Genomic DNA, 21,838 nt, shown 5'->3' on the forward strand with positions numbered 1-21,838 from the left:
GACGTCGGAGGTTCCCTGCATGTCCATGATCAAGACTCCCGAGCAGATTGCCCTGATGCGCGACGCCGGACGCGTGGTGGCAAACACTCTCGCGGCCGTCCGTGAGGCAGCCGGAGTGGGTGTCACCCTGCGCGAGCTCGATACCCTGGCCGCAGACACCATAGCCACGGCGGGAGCCACGCCGGCCTTCCTGAACTACCACCCGCGCTGGGCCTCAGTCCCGTTTCCCGGAGTGATCTGTACCAGCGTGAATGACGCCGTGGTTCACGGGATCCCCGGCGGGTACACACTCCAGGACGGTGATTTGCTCAGCGTGGATTGCGGGGCATTCCTGCAGGGCTGGTGCGGCGATGCGGCCATCAGCTTCATCGTGGGAACACCCGACCCCGCGGACCAGGCCCTCATCGATGCCACGGACGCCGCCCTGGCGCGCGGGATTGAGGCCGCCCGGATCGGCAACAAAATGGGCGATCTTGCCTACGCGATCGGCGGCGCCGCGCGGCGGGCGGGCTACGGTCTGCTGGCTGATCACGGCGGCCATGGCATCGGCCGCACCATGCACGCCGAACCGCCTGTGCCCAACGACGGCAGGCCGGGGCGGGGGATCAAGCTCACCGAGGGGCTGGTCATCGCCATCGAGCCCATGCTGATCCTGGGCCGCAAGGACGACTACTACCACGACGACGACGAATGGACGCTGCGGTCAGCAAATGGCCGCCGGGCTGCACACAGCGAGCACACGGTGGCCATCACTGCTGATGGCCCGGTGATCCTCACGCTTCCGTGACTGCCGATGGCTTAGGCAGACAGTTCAGCCGGCAGCGGTCCATCCCATCCTGTCCAGCCAGGCCGCACACAGCGATGTCCATTGATCCGGTCCCGGCAGCTCCCGGGCCAGCCCGAGGCCATGGCGGCCCTGCGGAAAAACGTGGAGTTCCGCCGGCACGCCGGCGCGGATCAACGCCCCGGCGTAAGAGAGGCTGTGGCGGACGGGTACCGCCGCATCATCGGCGGTGTGCCACACAAACGCCGGCGGGGTGGTGGCCGAGACCTGGAGATCTGGAGACAGTGCCCGGAGCAGATCGTCCGACGGCGACCCGCCCGCTAAGTTGTCCGCTGACCCCTGATGGACCGCTTCCGTGAAGGATACGACCGGATAGCACAGAACCGAAAGGTCCGGAACGGCAGCCCCGACGTCCAGCGAGGCGTTTCCGGTGGAGACCGCCGTGGACAGCGTTGCCGCAAGGTGGCCGCCGGCCGAGAAGCCCAGGACGCCCACCCGCGTCCTGTCCACCGCCAGTCCAAGGGCGCCTTCGCGGATCGCCAGAAGGGCCTCCTTGCCGTCCTCCAGCGGCGCCGGATGGCGGTGCGGGGCAACCCTGTAGCGCAGCACGTAGGTATGGATCCCCAGCGCGGAGAGCCACTCGGCAACCGGCTCTGACTCGTGGTCGGCCTGTCCTGCATACCCGCCACCGGGAAGGACCAGAACCGCTGGACGCGGACCTGCGCTGCCGCGGGCAGGCACGGCAGTCATTGAGACCGGGGGCATCCTCAGGCCACTGACTCTGCGCTGCTGGGTTGGACCACTTCGGTGCTGCGCCGCAGAGTGACCTGGCCGGTTATCGGCGAAGATCCGGCCTCGCCGTCGCCCATTCCCGCGGCGCTGCTGGCGGCCTGCCGGCCAATTTCCTCCAGGGGAAGGTGCACTGTGGAGAGGGCAGGGCGGAAATCTCGCAGGGTCTCAATATCGTCGAAACCGGCGACGGCGGCGTCCAGCGGGATCCGCAGTCCCCGGGAACGCAGCGCAGCGGCGGTCCCGATAGCCATAACATCGTTGACGGCAAAGATGCAGAGCCCTGGTGCATTGCCCCCGGACCGGGATGCTGTGATCCGGGCAGCCAGGGCCAGGCCGGCATCGAAACCGCCGGCACGGTTGAAGTCCGTGCGGATGACGTCCGCGGCTGGCAGGCCTGCGACGGCAAGGCCACGCTGGAACCCTCGGATCCGGTCGTCGGACGTCAACAGCCCTTCCGGGCCCCCGATGATGACGAAGTCTGCCCGCGACGCCGCCAGTTCGGTGGCGAGCTGCGCGGCCAACTCCTCATTGGGCACACTCACCACGTGGTAGCCGTCTGCTGCCGTGGCGCCCACAATCCCGTGGCCGATCACGCCCACATGGCCGCCATTGCGGCAGTAACGGTCCAGTTCCGCGGCCAGTTCCGCGTTGCCGTCCCGGTCCTCGACGCGGGAAGTCCGCGATCCTGCGATCACGATGGAATCGGCGCGGCGGGCCGCGAAGGCACCCACGGCTTCCTTCTCGCTTTCCGGTGCGCCTTCGGTGGTGGCCAGCAGCACCATCTTGTGCTGTTCCCTCGCGGCTTCCTGGACGCCGCGGGCTATGGCGGCAAAGTAGGGATCGGCGATGTCGTGCACGATCAGCCCGATCAGTCCGGAGCTGGACTTCGCCAGCCCCTGGGCCTGCGCATTGGGAATGTAGCCGAGGGATTCGGCGGCCTGGCGCACGCGGTCGGCAATATCCTTGCCGGGTATCCGGGCGGAGCCGTTCAGCACGCGGGAGGCCGTGGCAGGCGAAACGCCCGCCAAGCGGGCCACCTCGGTGAGGGTACTAGCAGCCACAGCTTCTCCTGTTCGTACGGACTGTCAGCGCTATAGGCGCCGACTTCAGTATGGCAGTTTGGAGATAGTCAGGGAAAGCGCTTGCCAATACGCGGTGACCGGTGCATGATGGATGCAGTGGGAATGCGCTTTCCCGAGACATCTTGAGTAACACTGCTCACTCACAGTGGAGGACACATGGGCTTCGAAACAAAGACGATCCGTATCGCCATGAACGGTATTACGGGCCGGATGGGTTACCGCCAGCACCTGCTGCGTTCCATCCTCCCCATCCGCGACGCCGGGGGATTCACGCTGGAGGACGGCACCAAGGTCCAGGTGGAGCCGATCCTGGTAGGCCGCAATGAAGCCAAGATCCGCGAGCTGGCCGAGCTGCACAAGGTGGCCGAGTGGACCACGGACCTGGATTCCGTGATCAACGATCCCTCGGTGGATATCATCTTCGATGCCTCGATGACGAGCCTGCGTGCCGCCACCCTGAAGAAGGCCATGCTGGCCGGCAAACACATCTTCACCGAAAAGCCCACGGCGGAATCCCTGGAAGAAGCCATCGAACTGGCCCGCATCGGCAAGGAAGCCGGCGTCACTGCCGGTGTTGTGCACGACAAGCTGTATCTCCCGGGCCTGGTCAAGCTCCGCCGCCTCGTGGACGAAGGCTTCTTCGGCCGCATCCTGTCCATCCGCGGCGAATTCGGCTACTGGGTCTTCGAAGGCGACGTGCAGGCAGCCCAGCGGCCGTCCTGGAACTACCGCAAGGAAGACGGCGGCGGCATGACCACGGACATGTTCTGCCACTGGAACTACGTCCTCGAAGGCATCATCGGCAAGGTCAAGAGCGTCAGCGCCAAGACCGCCACCCACATTCCGGCCCGCTGGGACGAGGCAGGCAAGGAGTACAAGGCCACCGCCGACGACGCTTCCTACGGCATCTTTGAACTCGAAACTCCGGGCGGTGAGCCGGTCATCGGGCAGATCAACTCCTCCTGGGCCGTCCGCGTCTACCGCGACGAACTCGTGGAATTCCAGATCGACGGCACGCACGGTTCGGCCGTTGCCGGCCTCAACAAGTGCGTTGCCCAGCAGCGTGCCCACACCCCCAAGCCAGTCTGGAACCCGGACCTGCCTGTCACCGAGTCCTTCCGCAGCCAGTGGCAGGAAGTCCCTGCCAACGCCGAGCTGGACAACGGCTTCAAGCTGCAGTGGGAAGAGTTCCTGCGCGATGTTGTGGCCGGCCGCGAGCACCGCTTCGGCCTGCTGTCCGCCGCCCGCGGCGTCCAGCTCGCCGAGCTTGGCCTGCAGTCCAACGACGAACGCCGCACCATCGACATCCCGGAGATCACGCTCCAATGACTTCCCTGATCCTTCCCACGCACGACGGCGGCACCCGCGAGTACCGCCTGCAGGGCGGCGTGTCGTGGGCCCGCCCCACCGCGCCGCTCACGTCACGTCGCGCGTACGCCGCAGCCCACGTCATTCCCGACGTCCTGGCGGACAACACCCCCGGCGCCCCTACCAGCCTCGACTGGGACGCCACCATGGCATACCGGCATGAACTCTGGTCCTATGGCCTGGGCGTTGCGGACGCCATGGACACTGCCCAGCGCGGAATGGGACTTGACTGGGCCGCAACCCAGCAGCTCATCAAACGCACGGGTGTGGAGGCGGCTTCGGTGGTCTCCGCCGGAAATGCCGCCACCGCCGGCAAAACTGTCCGCGACCTTGTCTCCTGCGGCGCCGGAACGGACCAGCTGGATATCGCCACCCTGCCCACAGGCGAGGCCGGACTTGCCGCCGTCCTGGATGCATACCGCGAGCAGATCGCCGTCGTCAGTGAAGCCGGACCCAAGATCATTCTGATGGCTTCCCGGGCGCTGGCCCGAGTGGCTGCCGGTCCGGATGACTACTTGCACGTTTACTCCACGTTGCTGCAGGAAGTGGACCAGCCCGTCATCCTGCACTGGCTCGGGACCATGTTCGATCCCGCGCTGGCAGGATACTGGGGTTCGGCCGACGTCGCTGCCGCGACCGAGACGTTCCTGTCCCTTGTCCGCGAGCACGCGGACAAGGTGGATGGCGTGAAGGTCTCGCTGCTGGACGCTTCGCACGAGATTGCCCTGCGGTCAGCCCTTCCGGAAGGCGTCCGCCTCTACACCGGCGACGACTTCAACTACCCGGAACTGATCGACGGCGACGGCAGCCACCACTCGGATGCGCTGCTGGGCATCTTTGCAGCGATCTACCCGGCGGCTTCGGTTGCGCTGCAGAACTACGACGCCGGCAAGGCTGCGGAAGCGCGAGCCATCCTCGATTCCACGCGGGAGCTCGGCAATCACATCTTCAGCGCCCCGACGTTCTACTACAAGACCGGGATCGCCTTTATGTCCTGGCTTAACGGCAAGCAGCCCGGCTTCCAGATGGTGGGCGGCCTGCACGCGGGCCGCTCCGTCTGCCACCTGGCCAAGACCTTTGAACTGGCCGACAAAGCTGGGTTGCTGAAGGATCCGGCGCTCGCCGCGTTCCGGATGTCCGACTACCTGCGCATCAACGGAGTGGGAGTATGAGCGATTTTTCGCGCCTTGCGATCAACAGCGTCACCACCAAGAAGTGGACTCTCGCACAGGTCGTCGACGGCTGCGTGAACGCCGGCATCCCGTCGATCGGCCCATGGCGTGACCGCGTTGAAGAGGCAGGGCTGGACAAGGCCGCCAAGCTGATCAAGGACGCCGGCCTCCGCGTCTCCTCGCTCTGCCGCGGCGGTTTCCTGACAGCGGCCGACGCCAAAGGCCAGGCCGCCGCGCTGGCGGACAACCGCGCGGCGATCCTCGAAGCCGCGGCGCTGGACACCCGGGAACTCTTCCTGGTTGTCGGCGGACTGGCGCCGGGGGAGAAGGATCTGGTGGCTGCCCGCCAGCGGGTCGTCGACCGCCTCGCCGACCTTGTTCCGTTCGCCGCCGAAAACGGGATCCGGCTGGTGCTCGAACCCCTGCACCCGATGTACGCCGCTGACCGTGCCCTGATCTCCACCCTGGGACAGGCTTTGGACCTCGCGGCCCCGTTCGACGCGAAGGATGTTGGCGTCGCCGTCGACACCTTCCACGTCTGGTGGGATCCGGAACTGAAAGCCCAGATTGAACGCGCCGGCGGGGAAGGACGCATCGCCTCCTACCAGGTGTGCGACTTCAACATGCCCATCGCCGCGGATCCGCTGCTGTCGCGCGGATACATGGGCGACGGCGTTATTGACTTCGCCACCATCGGCACCTGGGTCCGCGATGCCGGGTACACCGGCGACATCGAAGTTGAAATCTTCAATCAGGAGATCTGGGACACGGATGGCAATATCGTCCTTTCCACGGTCAAGGAGCGCTACGCGGAACTTGTCCTGCCCTACGCCTGAGTAACGGCAATTTGACGCCAGCCACATAATGAAAAACACCCCGGTCTGCTGACCGGGGTGTTTTTTGCTGACCGGCGCATCCGTCAGGACATGCCAACTCATCTTTTTGTGCCCCAGGAGGGAATCGAACCCCCGACCGGCGGATTAGAAGGCCGCTGCTCTATCCCCTGAGCTACTGGGGCACGTGGCGCCATGACCAGAGATCCGGCGCATCAAAAGTTTACATGGCCCCACGGTGCGGCCGCTTCACCTCGGCGCGCTGCCGGTACTTGTCCTCAACAAGGAAGTTTCGGGAAGGGTTGTGCACATACGCGAAGTTGTCCCTCGCGGCCCGGTGCAGTCCGCGCGAAGCTGGTTCTGCCGGTAAGGCACCACCTTTCGAGACAGGACAACATGATGACTGACTACCAAACGTTCCGGGGCTTCGTTGCCACGGATGTCAAGACCTCCACAACTCCGGGCGGGGTGGGCACAGCCTCGTTCCGCCTCGGTTCAACCGCGCGGCGTTTTGATCGCGCCACCAGTACCTGGGTGGACAGCCACACCAACTGGTTCAACGTCCAGGGATACCGTCAGCTCGCCGGGAACATGGCCTGCAGCATCAAAAAGGGACAGTGCGTCATCGTCGTTGGCCGGCTCAAGCTGCGCAGCTGGGAGAAAGACGGCCGGGTCTACCATTCGGCCGAAATAGATGCCGATTCCGTGGGGCACGACCTCAAGCGTGGTTCGGCCAACTACATCCGTACCAGCGACACCGGAGTGCAGCTCGTCTCAGACAACGGCGCGGCAGGCCAGGAGACCGCAGCGGAGGGCGGCGCCATCGGCCCCGCTGATCCTGAGGACGACGGAGGAGACCCGGAGGAAGGGGAGCACGCGGACGACGACGCGGCGGCCTTGGGAGTCTTCCACGAGGACGCAGACGGCAACTACATTCCGGTGGACGCTGAAACAGGCGAGCTCGCCGGAGCCGTCGTCTGAAAGTGCTGGCGTTGGATACTGCACGGGACACGGGCGGATCCGGTTCCGGCAGTCCGCCCGCGCCTCGAAGGTTCCGTCCCATGCTTGGCCGCGTGACAGAATGGCGGCATGAATCGCGCGACGGACAACCGGCAGGCAACCCCAATCACCAGCCGGATCACCCGTTCCCTGCGGCGTGCGCCACGTGCCGGACGGGCGCCCGTGGCGCTCGCCGGAAGCCTCCTGATGATTCTCGCGCTCGCAGCCTGCTCTGGCGGCTCCCCAGCAGGGTCCGGTCCAACGGGGGCCGGTCAGGGCATTGCTGCTCCCAGCGAAGTCACCACCCCTTCGGACCCGGCCACCACCGGAACCCGGCAGGCCGCTACGTCCCCGGCGGAGGATCCGGCCATCGCGGTCATGAAACAGACAGTAACGGATGCGCTGGAGAGGCTGGCGGCGGGGACACCAAAGCCAGCCACAGCCCAAATGACCGATGCCCTCACCGGCGCCGGGATTGCTTTCGCGTCCCTTGAAGTGTCGGCCAGCCGGACGCCCACCGGGCTGGAAGCGGACGCCATTGAAGCCGCAGTGTTACAGGGCACCAAATGCGTGGTGGGTCAGGTCCGTGACGGCAGCGTCACCGTCATCGTTCTGCCGGTCCTGGCCAGCGGCAAGTGCTTCGTGGGTACGGCTGCCTGACGCCTCGAATGTGAGTTAAGCCTGCCAACCCACTAGATTTGGAACCATGGCGGAATTTATCTACACAATGACCAACGCCCGCAAGGCAGTTGGCGAAAAACTCATTCTTGACAACGTAAGCATGTCGTTCTTCCCGGGCGCCAAAATCGGTGTTGTTGGCCCGAACGGTGCCGGTAAGTCCACCATCCTGAAGATCATGGCCGGACTGGACATCCCCTCCAACGGTGAGGCCAGGCTCAGCCCCGGCTACACCGTGGGGATCCTGTTGCAGGAACCGCCACTGAACGAGGAAAAGACTGTCCTGGGCAACGTCCAGGAAGGTGTTGGCGAGATCTACGGCAAGATCCAGCGCTTCAACGAGATCTCCGAGGAAATGGCCAGCCCCGACGCTGACTTCGACGTGCTGCTCGAAGAAATGGGTCAGTTGCAGGAGGCCATCGACGCCGCGGAGGCTTGGGATCTCGACTCCCAGCTTGAGCAGGCCATGGACGCCCTCCGCTGCCCGCCCGCGGACGCCGACGTGACACTGCTCTCCGGCGGTGAGCGCCGCCGCGTGGCCCTCTGTAAGCTCCTGCTGCAGAAGCCCGACCTCCTGCTCCTGGACGAGCCCACCAACCACCTGGACGCTGAGAGCGTGCTGTGGCTGGAACAGCACCTCTCCAGCTACGCCGGCGCAGTCCTGGCCGTCACCCACGACCGCTATTTCCTCGACCACGTCGCGGAATGGATCGCAGAGATTGACCGCGGCCACCTGTACCCCTACGAAGGCAACTACTCCACGTACCTGGAGAAGAAGCGTGCCCGCCTGGAAGTCCAGGGCAAGAAGGACGCCAAGCAGGCTAAGCGCCTCACCGAGGAACTTGAATGGGTTCGCTCCAACGCCAAGGGCCGCCAGACCAAGTCCAAGGCCCGTCTGGCCCGCTACGAGGAAATGGCAGCCGAGGCTGACCGTACCCGCAAGCTTGACTTCGAAGAGATCCAGATTCCGCCGGGCCCGCGCCTGGGCGGGCTGGTCCTGGAAGCCAGGAACCTGCAGAAGGGCTTCGACGACCGCACCCTGATCGACGGTCTGTCCTTCACGCTTCCGCGCAACGGCATCGTCGGCGTCATCGGCCCCAACGGTGTGGGCAAGTCCACGCTGTTCAAAACCATCATTGGCCTGGAGCCGCTCGACGGCGGCGAGCTCAAGATCGGCGATTCGGTCAAGATCTCCTACGCGGACCAGAGCCGCGGCGGCATCGACCCGAATAAGACCCTGTGGGAAGTTGTTTCCGACGGACTGGATTACATCCAGGTGGGTCAGGTCGAAATGCCGTCCCGCGCCTACGTTGCCGCTTTCGGCTTCAAAGGCCCGGACCAGCAGAAGAAGGCCGGGGTGCTCTCCGGTGGTGAGCGCAACCGCCTCAACCTGGCCCTGACCCTCAAGCAGGGCGGTAACCTGCTGCTCCTTGACGAACCCACTAACGACCTCGACGTCGAGACCCTCAGCAGCCTTGAAAACGCGCTGCTGGAGTTCCCCGGCTGCGCCGTAGTGGTATCGCACGACCGCTGGTTCCTGGACCGGGTGGCCACGCACATCCTGGCCTACGAAGGTGACGAGGAAAACCCCGCCAAGTGGTACTGGTTCGAGGGAAACTTCGAATCCTACGAGGAGAACAAGGTAGAGCGGCTCGGACCTGATGCGGCCAAGCCGCACCGCGTTACGCACCGCCGCCTCACCCGCGACTGATCTCAAAGGAAGGCCGGCACCCCATCAAGGGTGCCGGCCTTCCTGCTGCCCGCCAGACGTCGGCCTGCCGAAAGCCAGCCAGCCCTCCTCAGTCAGCCCGCTCAGCCAGCCCAGCCCCGGCCTCAGCCTCGCCCGGCCTTGCGGATCTGGTGCTCCAGGACTTTGGATTGTAGGGCGCCAACTACTTTGTTCTTCAGGTCCGTGGGCACCCGGACCATGCCCTCCTGTGCCACCGAGGCAACGTGCTGCCCGGCCCGGTTGAAGATCTTGCCCGTGGCGAGGCCGCGGGCTCCCTGGGCGCTGGGCGATTCCTGGACGTAGAGCAGCCATTCGTCCACCCGGGCGGGGCGATGCCACCACATGGCATGGTCCAGGCTGGCGACACTCATACCGGGCGTGATCCAGCTCAGCCCGTGGCGGCGCAGGATGGATTCCAGCAGCGTGTAGTCGCTGGCGTAGGCCAGGGCAGCCCGGTGCAGGTTTGAATCATCGGGCATGGGCCCGAACGTCTTCATCCAGACAGCGTTCCTGGCCTCCTTCTTGCCCTTGGCCGAGACGTACAGCGGCGGGTCAACGTGTCTGATATCAAAGGGCCGCTCATAGGCCCAGTGCTGGGCGATCGGGTGGTCGAACTTACCCAGCAGATCGGCCGTGCTCGGCAGCGACTCAGGATCGGGGATGTTGGCGGGCATCTTGGATTCGTGGTCGAGCCCTCCGTCCAGATCCTGGAAGGAGGCGATCATCGATAGGATGGGCACACCTTCCTGATAGGCATGGACACGCCTGGCCGAAAAGGACCGGCCGTCACGCAGTCGCTGGACACCAAACGTGATGGGCTTGTTGGCGTCCCCGGGCCGGAGGAAATAGCCGTGCATGGAATGGACAAACCGTTCCGGGTCCACCGTCCTCATGGAAGCGACCAGCGACTGGGCCAGCACCTGGCCGCCGAACACGCGCTGCCGGGGTTGCTGCTGCGATGGGCCAAGGAAGATGTCCTCATCGGTCCGGGCGCCTTCAAGCTCACCAAGGTCAAGGAGTTGGATGAGCGTTTCGGTGGGGTCGCCGCTGGGTGGCGCCAGCAGTCCGGTTTCGGCTTCAGTCATGAATTGACTCTAGACGCCGCCCCTGCCGCTGCTCAACCAAGCTTCAGCCGGTAGTGTTCTTAGTGTGTCTGACCTACTAACGAAGTCCTTCCGGTTCGCCGACCCGCGTGATCTCGCGGATCTGCGCACCTTCACCACCCGTGCCAAGGCCGTGGACGACGGCGCCATCCGGCTTCAGGCTGCTGGTTCCGTTCTGGCAGCCTACGTGTGCGTTCTGCGGCCCCGCCTGCTGGGCGAATCCACCCCCACCATCCTGGGCCTGCGCACCATGGCGCTAGCGGAACCCTCAGCGATTGACGTGACGGTGCCGCTCTCAGCCGTCCTGGACCGGCTTGCCAGGGCAGGAGAGGACGACGTCGAACTGCCGATTCCGCCGTCCACGATCACCGAATCGTGGACGGGGGTCGGCGCTCCGCGCACCGGCTGGGAGCTGGTGGGTGTGTTGTCGGATGCCGAACTCCGGCGCGCGGCTGAGGCCGGCATCACCGAAGTGGCGGGCATCATGCCCGCCCAGCCGGGGGCACTGATCGTCAACAACGCGCGCGCCGCTGTGTGGGGCCGGGCCCTTGATGACTCCGGCCTCCCGGCAGGAGCCGCATTCGCGGCCCTCACGTTGGGATTCCTCGCAGATGCGGACCAGAAGCTGTACCGGGCGGGCCGCTGGTTCCGCCTCAGTGGTCCGCGCGGCCACGTCCTGGCTCGGACCGGCAGCGGTCTTTAGTACCCCGCCAGCCGTCGTCGTACGCGTTAAGGCTCCAGCCCCGCAGGAGGGCCGTGGGCGTCAGGCGTCCGAGGGGCTGTTCACCATGGACAACGCGGCACGGTCCATGTAGTCCCAGAGCGTTCCCTCGTACAAGGGCGGCAGTTCCAGGGCGTCCACGGCCGTCCGCATGTGGAACAGCCAGCGGTCCTTGGCCTCGGGGGTGACCCGGAACGGCATGTGGCGCATCCTCAGGCGCGGGTGTCCGCGTTCTTCGCCGTACGTGGTGGGGCCGCCCCAGTACTGCTCCAGGAACATCAGGAACCGCCGCTTGGCCGGCTCAAGGTCCTCCTCCGGGTACATCGGGCGCAACAGCGGGTCCGTGGCGACGCCGTCGTAAAATACATCGACCAGCTTGACGAACGTGGTGTGTCCGCCCACGGCATCGTAGAAGTTCTCCGTGTAGCCGGGTTGGCTGAAGGGGTCGTTCTGCATGAGCTGTCGGGGCTTCTGCGGCTCGGCGGGTATGGTCATGTCTCTATGCTCCGGCCTGTTGCTTTGTTTTTTCCGCCTCGGTGGCGGGCGCGCTCAGGGCAGTCTCCTGCCCGGCGACCGGCAGGTCCGGCACCGGCACGTATTTGCCCTGCGAACGGTTGCCGACTCTAAGGATCTCGCCATTGCGGAGGTACCAGATGGCGCCGTCCTCCGCGCGGACCCGGGTGATGCGTAGCCCCATGGATTCGACCACTCCCACCACTTCGCTGGTTTCGATGACGTCGCCGATCCCGAATTGGTCTTCGATGGTGATGAAGATCCCCGAGAGGAAGTCACGGATCAGCTGTTGTGCGCCAAACCCGATGGCGATACCCAGGATCCCGACGCTGGTCAACAGTGGTGTGATGTTGATGTCCAGGTTCTGGAGCACATACATGATGGTGATCACGGCCACCAGCACGCCCACGATGCTGTTGAGCAGGGAACCAATGGTCTCCGCCCGCTGCACCCGGCGTTCATGGTCCAGTGCCCGCAGCGCGGGGGCAACCCACTTGAAATGCGGTTTTTTGAAGAAATTGCTGCCCGCGGCCACGCGCTTGCTGATCCGCGAAATCACGAACGTCGCCACCAGCCACACGGCGATTCCGACGCCAAGGCTGATCGCGATGCCCGTGATGCTGACGCCGTTGGGCTGCGCGGTGAGGGGTGGGGGTGTAATCGACATCGTGCTGAACATAACGGCAAAACTCCTGGGGTCACCGGCGATGGCCGGGGGATGACGTCGGCCGATGCACGGGTTCGCCCGCGGCATAGGCTCTATTCCCTTTCAACCCTAGCGCCGTAGCGCGGCCCCGGACGCATCCTCATTCTGGGTGGAACCGCCTTTCGCTCGACTGAAATCGCCCGGCAGGCCGTTTCCGCAGGTCACGCAGTTACGTGCCTGGCCGGCGAATCCGCGACGGAACCGCCAAACGGTGTCCGGTGGGTCAACGCGGCCCGTTCACTCGGCGCGGCCGGTGAACTCCTGTCAGGCCACCACAGTCATGGGTGAATGATGGACGGGGAAGTTGACGCTCCGGGCGATGAAACAGACCGCGTTGGCTTCGCGGTGCAGCTGTTCGGCCAGATCCACATGGGCCGCGTCCACTACGGTGACCCGCGGGTTCAGCGTGACGGACTCAAACTGTCCGCTGCCGTCGCGGTTCAGGCGCATCACACCGGTGGCGTCGTCCTGATAGTCGGTCACCACCACACCGTGCTTCACCGCCACGTGCAGGAAGGACAGCATGTGGCACTGTGCCAGCGCCGCAAGGAGCAGCTGCTCCGGGTTGTAGCGGTCACGGTCGCCATGGAACGTAGGATCGGCCGAGCCTGGCAGGACCGGCAGCCCGGGGATCCGGACGTCGTGGTCCCGTGAGTAGCCACGGTACGACGACGTGCCGACTCCCAGGTTGCCGGTCCACTGCACCGTCAGGGAATAGTGGTGCTCGCCCAGGCCCATGGCGCAGGCCTACAGCTCGCCCGGCAGCACGTCGGCCGAGCGTGCCCGCAGAGCCCGGGCCACGCCGTCGCGGTTTTCCAGCATCATGCGCCGCAGTGCGGCGCTGTCGGCCTGAAGGCCTGCCAGGAAAGCATCCGTCCGGTCCACCGTTGCCTGCGTAGTCAGCAGCGCAGGGTAAAGCCCGACGACGATCTGCTGGGCGAGTGCGTGTGTGCGGTTTGCCACGATCGAGGGAACAGCCTCGAAGTACTTTTCCGCGTACGGTTCCAGCAGCGAACGGTCCAGCACGCGCATAAAGCCATTAACCGCTGAACCCTGGAGCGCATTGGAGAGTTCTCCCGTGACCACTATCGAGTCCCAGGCGGCGGCCTTGGCTTCGGCGGTGGGGATGGCCGCCGTGGCCAGGGCCGCGGCGTTCTGTCCACTCGCGGTGTTGTCGCGTTCCAGTTCGGCGGCGATCTCTGCCTGGCCCAGCCGGCCACCGGCCACCAGCGACGTCAGCAGCTCCCAGCGGAGGTCCTGGTCCACGGTCAGCCCCTCCAGGGTCGCGGTGCCGTCCAGCAGCCCGGCCACGGTGTCCAGCTGGCCTGAGCTGCGGGCCAGCAGGGCAATCGACTTCACAAACTGCAGCTGGGCGTCAGACCCGCCAAGTGCTGCGCTGGCAAGGTCCCACAGGGTGTCCACGGCGGCGACCGCGGTGGCCTCGCGGTGTTCCTCGGCCACATAGAAGTTCAGCGTGGTGGCCAGCTGGCGCAGCTGGACCAGGATCACCGAGGAATCCGATTCCGCGGCCACGTTGGCCAGGATCAGCTCCACGTACCGGCGCGCGGGGGACTCGCCATCGCGGGCAGCGTCCCAGGCCGCGTTCCACACCAGGGTGCGCGGCAGGCTCTCGCTGAAGTCCTTCAGGTGCGCCGTCGCGGTGGCGAGGGACTTCTCGTCCAGCCGGACCTTCGCGTAGGCGAGATCGTCGTCGTTGACCAGGATCAGGTCAGGTTGCGCCAGGCCCGCCAGCGCCGGCACCTCGGTCCGCTCGCCGTCGACGTCGAGCTCCTCGCGGTGCACGCGCTCCAGTTTGCCCGCGCTGTTCAGGTTGTAGAACCCGACGGCAAGCCGGTGCGGACGGATGGTGGGCCAGTCCTCGACGGCTGACTGCACGATGGTGAAGGACGTCAGGGTCCCGGAGCCGTCCACAGCGAGCTCCGGCTTGAGCGTATTGACGCCGGCAGTCTCCAGCCAGAGGCGGCCCCACTGGTCCAGGTCGCGGCCGCTGGCCTTCTCCAGCTCCACCATCAGGTCGCTGAGCTCGGTGTTCTGCCACGCGTGCTTGGCGAAGTACTCCCGGACCCCGGCCATGAACTGCTCCGGCCCCACCCACGCCACCAGCTGGCGCAGGACTGAGGCGCCCTTGGCGTAGGTGATGCCATCGAAGTTGACCTCCACGTCCTGCAGGTCGCTGATGTCGGCGAAGATCGGGTGCGTCGTGGGCAGCTGGTCCTGGCGGTAGGCCCAGGACTTCTCCACCGAGGCGAACGTGGTCCAGGCGCTTGTGAACGACGTGTTTTCCACGGCGGCGAGGTGGGACATGTATTCGGCGAAGGATTCGTTGAGCCAGAGGTCGTTCCACCAGCGCATGGTCACCAGGTCCCCGAACCACATGTGCGCGAGTTCGTGCAGCACGGTGATGGCCCGGCGCTCGATCTGCGCCCCGGTCACCTTGCTCCGGAAAACGTAACCTTCGAGGATTGTCACCGCGCCGGCATTCTCCATGGCGCCTGCGTTGAACTCCGGCACGAACAGCTGATCGTACTTCTCGAACGGGTACGGGAAGCCGAATTGCGCCTCGAAGAATTCGAAGCCTTGGCGGGTCAGGTCAAAGATGTTGTCCGCGTCGAGGTACTGCATCAGGGATTTCCGGGCAAAAACACCCAGCGGGATCACGCGGCCGTCGGAACTGGTGACCTCGGACCGGACAGCCTGGTACGGGCCGGCGATCAGGGCGGTGACATAGGAAGACAGTCGCGGTGTGGCGGTGAACGCCCAGACCGAGCTGGCGCCGCCGTCCGCCCCTGGCGTGGCCTCCACGGGGGCAGGGGTGGGGGAGTTGGAGATGACATCCCAGTGCGAGGGCGCCGTGACAGTGAACCTGAAGGTCCCCTTGAGGTCGGGCTGTTCAAACACCGCGAACATGCGGCGCGAATCAGGAACCTCGAACTGCGTATACAGGTACGCCTCCTGGTCCACCGGATCCACAAAGCGGTGCAGGCCTTCGCCGGTGTTCATGTACGGCGCCTCTGCCACCACCGTGAGCTCATTGGAGCCAGCCAGTTCCGGGAGCTGGATCCGGACGCCGTCGGACAGTGCCGCAGGGTCGAGGACCCGCCCATTGAGCGTAATGCTGTGCACGGCGTGGGTGACGGCATCGATAAATGTGGCGGAACCCGGCACTGCCGTGAACCTCACCGTGGTGGTGGTCCCGAAGACCTTCTCGCCCCTGGTCAGGTCCAGGATGACATCGTAGGAGTCAACGGTGATGAGTTCGGCACGCTCGCGGGCTTCGGCGCGGGTCAGGTTCATACCTGGCAAGTGGGGCCTCCAGAAGGGGTTGCGGTTGCCGGCGGGCGGTGGCCTGCACCGGCACAGTGAAGTCATTCTGTCACGGCCTCCGGCGGGGGTAGCGTTAATGCATGGGAAAGTTCCGGGATTCGGTGGATACCAAGGCATTGCGCTTTGCAGTGGGCTTTCCCGTGGTCCTGGCGGCGGCTTTTGTGTTCTGCGCCTTTTTGCTGCAGCCCGATCTTCCGGACCCCGTGGCGATCAGCTGGACGGCCGACGGCGGCGCCTCCTTTGCCCCGTTCGGCGCCTATGCGGGCGGCGGCGCGGTGCTCATCATCGCCTTAGGCTGGCTGGTTCTGTTCCAGGCGGCACCGCTGTCCCGGCCGGCTGTTATGCGTCGGATCATGATGGGGACCGGACTGTTCCTGAGCCTGTTCATCACCAGTGTCCTGGCGGCCGGGCTGGTGGGACAGGCCGGCCTCGCCGACGCCCGGGAGTCCCGGGTGGATCTCACGGTCCTCGCATTGGGCAGCGGAGCGGCGTTGTCGCTGGGCGTCATGATGGGTTTCGTGTTCAAGGCTGACCGGCAGTGGTCGCTTGACGACGACCGGGCCCTGGAGCTGGCCCTCGCCGGCGAGCTTGACCCGGAGCTCGCCGGAGACACCTTCCGGATGTGGGTGCACGCCCGCAGTTCCGTGTTTGTGATGATCGCTGTGGCAAGCCTGTTCCCGGCCGCGCTGATCGCCGTGGCGCTGCCTTGGCTCGGGGCCCTGGTGGCTGGCCTCGCCGTGGTGGCGGCGGCTTTCCTCTGTGCCCGTGTCAAGGCCGACCGCCGTGGCCTGCGTGTCCTGGTGGCCGGCGTGCTGCCGGTCATGGATGTGCCGGCAGCCGCGATTTCCACCGCGAGTGCCGCGGACGTCCGCGCCGCCGACTACGGCGGGTGGGGCTACCGCAACCACAGCGGCACCGCCGCGATGCTGGTCAGCAGCGGCCCCGCCGTCGTCGTTCATCAAACAGACGGGCGTAACCTTGCGGTCAGCGGCGGCAGCCCGGCATCCGCGGCCCGGCTGGCAGAGGTCCTGACCCGGGTGGCTGCCAGGGCGCACGGGGGTCCGTCCGCCGAGCGTGCCCCGTAGTCTGAGTCCGAGTAACCTTGTCCCTGATGATCTGACCCTGGCCTGAACCAGCGCTGCTGGCCCCCGGCGCCGAAACGAACGGATACTGCTGTGACTTCTTCCCCTGCCTTCCCGCGGGTACACATCGCCACCGACCACGCAGGCATGGAACTCAGCGCCCACCTGGTCAGCCACCTCACGGCCAAGGGCTACGACGTGGTGGACCACGGCCCTGAGGAATATGACGCCCTGGACGACTACCCGTCCTTCTGCATCAATGCAGCGCTCGCCGTCGTCGCTGACGGGCAGGCAGGAATCCACGCCCTCGGCATCGTCCTGGGCGGCTCGGGGAACGGCGAACAGATTGCGGCCAACAAGGTCAAAGGGGTTCGCGCGGCCCTCGCCTGGAACCACTCCACCGCCACCCTGGCGCGTGAACACAACGACGCCAACGTGGTGGCCGTGGGCGGCCGCCAGCACACTGTCGAAGAAGCAACCGAACTGATCGAGGCTTTCCTGGCTGAGCCGTTCAGCAACGACGAACGGCATGTCCGCCGCATCGCCAAGATTGCGGCTTACGAAACCACTGGCGAGGTCATCGAGTAGTGCCCGAAGGGCATTCAGTCCGCCGGCTGGCGCAACAGTTCGGGGACGTCTTTACCGGGGAGTCACTGTCCGTCAGCAGCCCGCAGGGCAGGTTCGCCGCCGGCGCAGCGCTGCTGGATGGCCAGGTCCTCACGGCTTCGCACGCCCACGGCAAGCACCTCTTCCTGCACTTTGACCACGCCGTGGTGCTGCACGTCCACCTGGGACTTTATGGTGCCTGGGACTTCGGCGGAGACGCCACGTTCAGCGGTGCCTCCAGCATCGGCGCGCCGCGGAAGATCGGGGAGCGCGAGGTTTTCGGCGAACCCGAAATTTCCGACGACGCCGGGACAGTTGAGTATGCAGGTCCGCCCGAGCCCCGCGGCGCCGTGCGCGTCCGGCTGGCCAGCCGCCATGGCTGGGCAGACCTGCGCGGGGCCACCACCTGCGCGGCCATCACCGAGGCCGAAGCGCGCGCCGTCCTGGCACGGCTGGGGCCGGATCCGCTGCACGGCCGTCCCGCGGACAGGGCCCGATTTGTGACGGGTATCTTGTCCCGCAAGACGCCCATCGCAGCGCTGCTGATGGACCAAAAGGTGATTGCCGGCGTCGGGAATGTCTACAGGGCCGAAGTGCTGTTCCGGCAACGCCTGGATCCCTGGCTGCCAGGCACGGCCCTTTCCACCAGCGCTGCCGGTCTGTTGTGGGACGACACGGCCACAATAATGGCCGACGGCGTCCGCGACGGGCGGATCATCACCACGCCGCCGGTGTATTGGGAACCGGATCGCCGGGAACCAGATCACCGGGAGCCAGGGGCGGGCCTGCCCGCGGGCGGCGACGCCCACTTTGTGTACAAGCGGGAGGGGCAGCCCTGCCGGGTCTGTGAGGTGCCGGTGGACTTCACCGAAATGGTGGGCCGCAAGCTGTACTGGTGCCCCGGCTGCCAGCAATAGCCAACATAGTCAGCTGACTCATAAGGCACGCAAACAACAAAAGAGCAGGGCCCCTCAGTGAGGGGCCCTGCTCTATGCGGAGGGGACGACGGGAATCGAACCCGCATCATCAGTTTGGAAGACTGAGGCTTTACCACTAAGCTACGTCCCCGGAAAAATACACCTGAGCTGTTGCATCAGGCTGCACTGCGTTTCTTCGGGCTGGCTGTTCAAGCCGGATACAACTAAACCTAATTCATGCCCCACGTGTCAAATGTGCAAAGAACGCCCGGATGAACGTAGACTTGCCTGTGCACTTACGGGGTGTAGCTCAGCTTGGCTAGAGCACCTGCTTTGGGAGCAGGAAGTCGCAGGTTCAAATCCTGTCACCCCGACTCTGCGGCTCGGGCCGTGCAAACGGCCCGAGCAGAAAACTGCGTTTGCAGAAACCCATCCCACAAACCCAGGAGTACTTAGACCGTGAAGAGCGCTGTCGAGAACCTCACCCCCACGCGGGTCAAGCTCAATGTTGAGGTCCCTTTTGAGGAATTGAAGCCCAGCATCGACGAGGCATACAAGACTGTTGCTTCGCAGATCCAGGTCCCTGGCTTCCGTAAGGGCAAGGTCCCGTCCAAGCTGATCGATCAGCGCGTTGGCCGCGGCTACGTGCTGGAGACGGCCATCAACGAAGGCCTCAATGGCTGGTACCAGGCTGCTGTCCAGGAATCAGGCATCCGCCCCCTGAGCCGTCCCGAGGTTGAAATCACCGAGGTTCCGGACCCAAGCTCCACGGACGGGGAACTGAAGTTCCACGCCGAGGTTGATATCCGCCCGGAGATCGAACTCCCGGACTACGCCGGCATCAAGGTCGAGGTAGCCGCAGCGGAATCCTCCGACGAAGACGTTGACAAGGCCCTGGATGAACTGCGGGGCCGCTTCGGCACGCTGAAGTCCGTGGACCGCCCGGCCGCCGATGGCGATTTCCTGACCATCGACATCACCGCCACCATTGACGGTGCGGACGTTGATTCCGCGTCCGGTCTGTCTTACCAGGTGGGCGCCGAAACCATGCTCGAGGGCCTGGACGAGGCCGTCACCGGCCTCAGCGTTGACGAAGACGCCATCTTCGAAACCACCCTTGTCGGCGGTGACCACGCCGGCGAGTCGGCCCAGGTGAAGGTTGTTGTCAAGGCCGTCAAGGAGCGCGAGCTTCCGGAAGCCAACGACGACTTCGCCCAGCTGGCCTCCGAGTTCGACACCCTGGCTGAACTCCGCGAGGACCTGGCCAAGCAGGCTGCCGAGTCCAAGGTTGTTGAGCAGGGCGTAGAGGCCCGCGACAAGGTCCTGGACAAGCTCGTTGAACTCGTCCAGGTTCCGGTTCCGGACTCCGTGGTCGAAGAGCAGGTCGACGCCCACTTCAAGGAGGGCAACGGCCACGGTGAAGGCGAGCACGACACCGAGGAGCACCGCGAAGAGGTCAAGGCCAACACCGCCCGCGCCTTCCAGAACGAAGTCATCCTCGACGCCATTGCCGAAAAGGAAGAAGTCAACGTCAGCCAGGCTGAGCTGATCGACTACATCGTCAGCGCCGCCAGCCAGTACGGCATGGACCCGAACCAGTTCGCCCAGATCATCGATCAGAGCGGCCAGGTTCCCATGATGGTTTCAGAGGTCCGTCGCCGGAAGGCACTGGCCGTAGTCCTGGGCCAGGCCGCCGTAACCGACACCGACGGCAAGTCTGTTGACCTCAGTGACTTCGTCCGCCCCGGCGGCGAAGACGAGGCTCCCGCCGTTGAGGCTGAGGCCACTGAAGACACCAACGCCGAGACCGACGCCACCCCGAGTGACGACCCGGCAGCAGTGAAGTTCTAGCACGCCCCTGGCAGTGCGACTGAAGGCAGCCCCCGGACCTACTGGTCCGGGGGCTGCCGTGGTTTACGGGCAGTTGCAGGGATCGTGCGCCGTCAGCGAACAGCGCGATTCCGGCGAACAAATCGGCCACCAAACCGGTTAGTGTCCAAGTAGTGAAGTTCAGTGATGTCACCGTCACCAGCGAGAGGTAAGTACATATGTCACAGCACGCAGAGGCCCCCCGGATGGCGACTGTAGATCCGGCCGGCCAGGACAACTACATCTACAACCGCCTCCTGAAAGAGCGCATCATCTGGCTGGGCTCCGAGGTGCGTGACGACAACGCCAACGCCATCTGCTCGCAGTTGCTGCTCCTGTCCGCCGAGAACCCGGAAAAGGACATCTACCTCTACATCAACTCTCCCGGTGGCTCCGTGACCGCGGGCATGGCCATCTATGACACCATGCAGTTCATCCCGAACGACGTCGTCACCGTCGCCACCGGACTGGCAGCCTCCATGGGCCAGTTCCTGCTCTCCTCCGGCACCAAGGGCAAGCGCTACGCCACCCCCAACGCCCGCGTCCTGATGCACCAGCCCTCCGGCGGTATCGGCGGCACGGCCTCGGACATCAAAATCCAGGCCGAGCTCATCCTGCACATGAAGAAGGTCATGGCTGAGCTGACCGCGGATCAGACCGGCCAGTCGGTGGAAACCATCCTCAAGGACAACGACCGCGACAAATGGTTCACCGCCTCAGAAGCCCTCGAATACGGCTTCTTCGACAAGATCGCTGCCCACGCCGGCACCGTGGCCGGCGGCGGCGGAACCGCCAACGGGCCCTCCGGCGAGTCGGCATCCGAGAAGTAACCCGGCAATAGAACCTTTAGATCAGGAGCAATAACAATGACTTACAACTTCGGATCGACTGCCGGTAACCTTCCGACCAGCCGCTACGTCCTTCCCCAGTTCGAAGAGCGCACGCCTTATGGCTTTAAGCGCCAGGACCCCTACACCAAGCTGTTCGAGGACCGCATCATCTTCCTCGGCGTCCAGGTGGATGACGCCTCGGCCGATGACGTCATGGCCCAGCTGCTGGTCCTCGAGTCCACCGACCCGGACCGTGACATCACCCTGTACATCAACTCCCCGGGTGGCTCGTTCACCGCCATGACGGCGATTTACGACACCATGCAGTACATCCGGCCTGAAATCCAGACCGTCTGCCTTGGCCAGGCGGCCAGCGCCGCCGCGGTTCTGCTCGCCGCAGGCACCCCCGGCAAGCGTTTGGCGCTGCCCAACGCGCGTGTCCTCATCCACCAGCCGGCACTGTCCGGCGGCCAGGGCGGCCAGGCTTCGGACCTTGAGATCCAGGCCGCGGAGGTCATGCGGATGCGGTCTTGGCTCGAGGACACCCTCGCACACCACTCAGGCCGCACGTCCGAGCAGGTCAACAACGACATCGAGCGCGACAAGATCCTGACCGCGGCCGACGCCCTGGAGTACGGTCTTATCGACCAGGTCCTTGATTCCCGCAAGATCAAGCCACAGGCAATTACCAGGTAGTACGAATCTTCGA

At 65.2% G+C, this 21,838-nt stretch carries 21 protein-coding genes, 3 tRNA genes and 1 pseudogene; 16 read left to right on the forward strand and 9 right to left on the reverse strand.

The annotated features are described in order from the left end of the window. The first annotated feature begins 19 nt into the window (after positions 1 to 19). Complete coding sequence (map, locus tag DAD99_RS16930; RefSeq protein WP_193342451.1) at positions 20 to 787, forward strand: type I methionyl aminopeptidase; 768 nt, start codon at positions 20 to 22, stop codon at positions 785 to 787. 24 nt (positions 788 to 811) lie between these two features. Here the strand turns inward: map and DAD99_RS16935 are convergent, their stop codons facing one another. Together DAD99_RS16935 and DAD99_RS16940 are read right to left on the reverse strand one after the other, a co-directional pair. Continuing rightward, positions 812 to 1,534, reverse strand: coding sequence for an alpha/beta hydrolase (locus tag DAD99_RS16935; RefSeq protein WP_375372263.1), 723 nt, complete (start codon positions 1,532 to 1,534; stop codon positions 812 to 814). 17 nt (positions 1,535 to 1,551) lie between these two features. Further along, positions 1,552 to 2,637, reverse strand: a complete 1,086-nt coding sequence (locus DAD99_RS16940) for a LacI family DNA-binding transcriptional regulator (RefSeq protein WP_193342453.1) — start codon at positions 2,635 to 2,637, stop codon at positions 1,552 to 1,554. A gap of 177 nt (positions 2,638 to 2,814) precedes the next feature. On the opposite strand from DAD99_RS16940, the gene DAD99_RS16945 reads away from it, so the two are divergent. The 3 genes from DAD99_RS16945 to DAD99_RS16955 are packed head-to-tail and all read left to right on the forward strand — an operon-like array spanning position 2,815 to position 6,034. Beyond that, positions 2,815 to 3,987 carry a Gfo/Idh/MocA family protein gene (locus tag DAD99_RS16945; RefSeq protein ID WP_185260789.1) on the forward strand — a complete coding sequence of 391 codons (1,173 nt, stop codon included), beginning with the start codon at positions 2,815 to 2,817 and terminating at the stop codon, positions 3,985 to 3,987. Next, a complete protein-coding gene (locus tag DAD99_RS16950; RefSeq protein WP_193342454.1) occupies positions 3,984 to 5,198 on the forward strand; it encodes a dihydrodipicolinate synthase family protein in 1,215 nt (404 codons plus the stop codon). Before DAD99_RS16945 ends, DAD99_RS16950 begins: the two co-directional genes overlap by 4 nt. Continuing rightward, positions 5,195 to 6,034 (forward strand): sugar phosphate isomerase/epimerase, encoded by an 840-nt coding sequence (locus DAD99_RS16955; protein ID WP_185260787.1) that lies wholly within the window; start codon positions 5,195 to 5,197, stop codon positions 6,032 to 6,034. Before DAD99_RS16950 ends, DAD99_RS16955 begins: the two co-directional genes overlap by 4 nt. Positions 6,035 to 6,143: 109 nt before the next feature. On the opposite strand, the gene DAD99_RS16960 is transcribed toward DAD99_RS16955, so the two are convergent. Further along, positions 6,144 to 6,216, reverse strand: a tRNA-Arg gene (locus tag DAD99_RS16960). Between the two features lie 214 nt (positions 6,217 to 6,430). Between DAD99_RS16960 and DAD99_RS16965 the strand changes: the two genes are divergently transcribed. The 3 genes from DAD99_RS16965 to ettA all read left to right on the forward strand — a co-directional run bounded on the left by DAD99_RS16965 (position 6,431) and on the right by ettA (position 9,419). After that, entirely contained in the window at positions 6,431 to 7,012 is a 582-nt protein-coding gene (locus DAD99_RS16965) for a single-stranded DNA-binding protein (RefSeq protein ID WP_193342455.1), read from the forward strand. A gap of 108 nt (positions 7,013 to 7,120) precedes the next feature. Then, positions 7,121 to 7,690: a DUF6993 domain-containing protein gene (locus DAD99_RS21830; protein ID WP_227008161.1), complete on the forward strand. Its 570-nt coding sequence runs from the start codon at positions 7,121 to 7,123 to the stop codon at positions 7,688 to 7,690. Positions 7,691 to 7,736: 46 nt separating this feature from the next. Then, entirely contained in the window at positions 7,737 to 9,419 is a 1,683-nt protein-coding gene (gene ettA / locus DAD99_RS16975) for an energy-dependent translational throttle protein EttA (RefSeq protein ID WP_185260785.1), read from the forward strand. A 122-nt stretch (positions 9,420 to 9,541) separates the two neighbouring features. Here ettA and DAD99_RS16980 read toward each other — a convergent pair whose 3' ends face one another. Then, positions 9,542 to 10,522, reverse strand: coding sequence for an acyl-CoA thioesterase II (locus tag DAD99_RS16980; RefSeq protein ID WP_185260784.1), 981 nt, complete (start codon positions 10,520 to 10,522; stop codon positions 9,542 to 9,544). A 64-nt stretch (positions 10,523 to 10,586) separates the two neighbouring features. Here DAD99_RS16980 and DAD99_RS16985 point away from each other — a divergent pair, with 64 nt between their 5' ends. Beyond that, complete coding sequence (locus DAD99_RS16985) at positions 10,587 to 11,243, forward strand: hypothetical protein (protein WP_185260783.1); 657 nt, start codon at positions 10,587 to 10,589, stop codon at positions 11,241 to 11,243. 60 nt (positions 11,244 to 11,303) lie between these two features. On the opposite strand, the gene DAD99_RS16990 is transcribed toward DAD99_RS16985, so the two are convergent. Both DAD99_RS16990 and DAD99_RS16995 read right to left on the reverse strand, forming a co-directional pair. After that, positions 11,304 to 11,756, reverse strand: a complete 453-nt coding sequence (locus tag DAD99_RS16990; protein ID WP_304632550.1) for a globin — start codon at positions 11,754 to 11,756, stop codon at positions 11,304 to 11,306. Between the two features lie 4 nt (positions 11,757 to 11,760). Next, the gene (locus DAD99_RS16995; RefSeq protein ID WP_185260782.1) at positions 11,761 to 12,453 is read right to left on the reverse strand and encodes a mechanosensitive ion channel family protein; all 693 of its coding nucleotides are present in this window, start codon (positions 12,451 to 12,453) and stop codon (positions 11,761 to 11,763) included. Between the two features lie 123 nt (positions 12,454 to 12,576). Between DAD99_RS16995 and DAD99_RS21835 the strand changes: the two are divergent. Continuing rightward, a pseudogene (locus DAD99_RS21835) lies at positions 12,577 to 12,732 on the forward strand (epimerase); the annotation flags it as partial. 12 nt (positions 12,733 to 12,744) lie between these two features. Here DAD99_RS21835 and DAD99_RS17000 read toward each other — a convergent pair. Both DAD99_RS17000 and pepN read right to left on the reverse strand, forming a co-directional pair. Continuing rightward, the gene (locus DAD99_RS17000) at positions 12,745 to 13,218 is read right to left on the reverse strand and encodes an OsmC family protein (protein WP_193342456.1); all 474 of its coding nucleotides are present in this window, start codon (positions 13,216 to 13,218) and stop codon (positions 12,745 to 12,747) included. Positions 13,219 to 13,227: 9 nt separating this feature from the next. Next, positions 13,228 to 15,795, reverse strand: a complete 2,568-nt coding sequence (gene pepN / locus DAD99_RS17005) for an aminopeptidase N (RefSeq protein ID WP_193342457.1) — start codon at positions 15,793 to 15,795, stop codon at positions 13,228 to 13,230. A gap of 110 nt (positions 15,796 to 15,905) precedes the next feature. Here pepN and DAD99_RS17010 point away from each other — a divergent pair, with 110 nt between their 5' ends. The 3 genes from DAD99_RS17010 to DAD99_RS17020 all read left to right on the forward strand — a co-directional run bounded on the left by DAD99_RS17010 (position 15,906) and on the right by DAD99_RS17020 (position 18,430). Beyond that, the gene (locus tag DAD99_RS17010) at positions 15,906 to 16,910 is read left to right on the forward strand and encodes a hypothetical protein (protein WP_193342458.1); all 1,005 of its coding nucleotides are present in this window, start codon (positions 15,906 to 15,908) and stop codon (positions 16,908 to 16,910) included. 90 nt (positions 16,911 to 17,000) lie between these two features. Continuing rightward, a complete protein-coding gene (locus DAD99_RS17015; RefSeq protein ID WP_193342459.1) occupies positions 17,001 to 17,495 on the forward strand; it encodes a ribose-5-phosphate isomerase in 495 nt (164 codons plus the stop codon). Further along, a complete protein-coding gene (locus DAD99_RS17020; protein WP_193342460.1) occupies positions 17,495 to 18,430 on the forward strand; it encodes an Fpg/Nei family DNA glycosylase in 936 nt (311 codons plus the stop codon). Before DAD99_RS17015 ends, DAD99_RS17020 begins: the two co-directional genes overlap by 1 nt. Before the next feature lie 80 nt (positions 18,431 to 18,510). Here the strand turns inward: DAD99_RS17020 and DAD99_RS17025 are convergent. Further along, a tRNA-Gly gene (locus DAD99_RS17025) sits at positions 18,511 to 18,581 on the reverse strand. Between the two features lie 148 nt (positions 18,582 to 18,729). On the opposite strand from DAD99_RS17025, the gene DAD99_RS17030 reads away from it, so the two are divergent. The 4 genes from DAD99_RS17030 (at position 18,730) to DAD99_RS17045 (ending at position 21,825) form a co-directional block, all read left to right on the forward strand. Beyond that, positions 18,730 to 18,804: transfer RNA gene (locus DAD99_RS17030), tRNA-Pro, on the forward strand. Between the two features lie 85 nt (positions 18,805 to 18,889). Further along, positions 18,890 to 20,281, forward strand: coding sequence for a trigger factor (gene tig, locus DAD99_RS17035; RefSeq protein WP_185260776.1), 1,392 nt, complete (start codon positions 18,890 to 18,892; stop codon positions 20,279 to 20,281). A gap of 224 nt (positions 20,282 to 20,505) precedes the next feature. Further along, positions 20,506 to 21,129 (forward strand): ATP-dependent Clp protease proteolytic subunit, encoded by a 624-nt coding sequence (locus tag DAD99_RS17040; RefSeq protein ID WP_185260775.1) that lies wholly within the window; start codon positions 20,506 to 20,508, stop codon positions 21,127 to 21,129. A gap of 36 nt (positions 21,130 to 21,165) precedes the next feature. After that, positions 21,166 to 21,825: an ATP-dependent Clp protease proteolytic subunit gene (locus tag DAD99_RS17045; protein WP_185260774.1), complete on the forward strand. Its 660-nt coding sequence runs from the start codon at positions 21,166 to 21,168 to the stop codon at positions 21,823 to 21,825. Positions 21,826 to 21,838 lie beyond the last annotated feature (13 nt).

This window comes from Pseudarthrobacter sp. AB1, from assembly GCF_014926485.1.
Lineage (GTDB): Bacteria > Actinomycetota > Actinomycetes > Actinomycetales > Micrococcaceae > Arthrobacter.

Excerpts from the sequence above, each read along its gene's own strand:
- map (WP_193342451.1), top strand. The coding sequence starts at position 20 with ATGTCCATGATCAAGACTCCCGAGCAGATTGCCCTGATGCGCGACGCC.
- DAD99_RS16935 (WP_375372263.1), bottom strand. The coding sequence starts at position 1,534 with ATGACTGCCGTGCCTGCCCGCGGCAGCGCAGGTCCGCGTCCAGCGGTT.
- DAD99_RS16945 (WP_185260789.1), top strand. The coding sequence starts at position 2,815 with ATGGGCTTCGAAACAAAGACGATCCGTATCGCCATGAACGGTATTACG.
- DAD99_RS16950 (WP_193342454.1), top strand. The coding sequence starts at position 3,984 with ATGACTTCCCTGATCCTTCCCACGCACGACGGCGGCACCCGCGAGTAC.
- DAD99_RS16955 (WP_185260787.1), top strand. The coding sequence starts at position 5,195 with ATGAGCGATTTTTCGCGCCTTGCGATCAACAGCGTCACCACCAAGAAG.
- DAD99_RS16965 (WP_193342455.1), top strand. The coding sequence starts at position 6,431 with ATGACTGACTACCAAACGTTCCGGGGCTTCGTTGCCACGGATGTCAAG.
- DAD99_RS21830 (WP_227008161.1), top strand. The coding sequence starts at position 7,121 with ATGAATCGCGCGACGGACAACCGGCAGGCAACCCCAATCACCAGCCGG.
- ettA (WP_185260785.1), top strand. The coding sequence starts at position 7,737 with ATGGCGGAATTTATCTACACAATGACCAACGCCCGCAAGGCAGTTGGC.
- DAD99_RS16980 (WP_185260784.1), bottom strand. The coding sequence starts at position 10,522 with ATGACTGAAGCCGAAACCGGACTGCTGGCGCCACCCAGCGGCGACCCC.
- DAD99_RS16990 (WP_304632550.1), bottom strand. The coding sequence starts at position 11,756 with ATGACCATACCCGCCGAGCCGCAGAAGCCCCGACAGCTCATGCAGAAC.
- DAD99_RS16995 (WP_185260782.1), bottom strand. The coding sequence starts at position 12,453 with ATGTTCAGCACGATGTCGATTACACCCCCACCCCTCACCGCGCAGCCC.
- DAD99_RS17000 (WP_193342456.1), bottom strand. The coding sequence starts at position 13,218 with ATGGGCCTGGGCGAGCACCACTATTCCCTGACGGTGCAGTGGACCGGC.
- pepN (WP_193342457.1), bottom strand. The coding sequence starts at position 15,795 with ATGAACCTGACCCGCGCCGAAGCCCGCGAGCGTGCCGAACTCATCACC.
- DAD99_RS17010 (WP_193342458.1), top strand. The coding sequence starts at position 15,906 with ATGGGAAAGTTCCGGGATTCGGTGGATACCAAGGCATTGCGCTTTGCA.
- DAD99_RS17040 (WP_185260775.1), top strand. The coding sequence starts at position 20,506 with ATGGCGACTGTAGATCCGGCCGGCCAGGACAACTACATCTACAACCGC.
- DAD99_RS17045 (WP_185260774.1), top strand. The coding sequence starts at position 21,166 with ATGACTTACAACTTCGGATCGACTGCCGGTAACCTTCCGACCAGCCGC.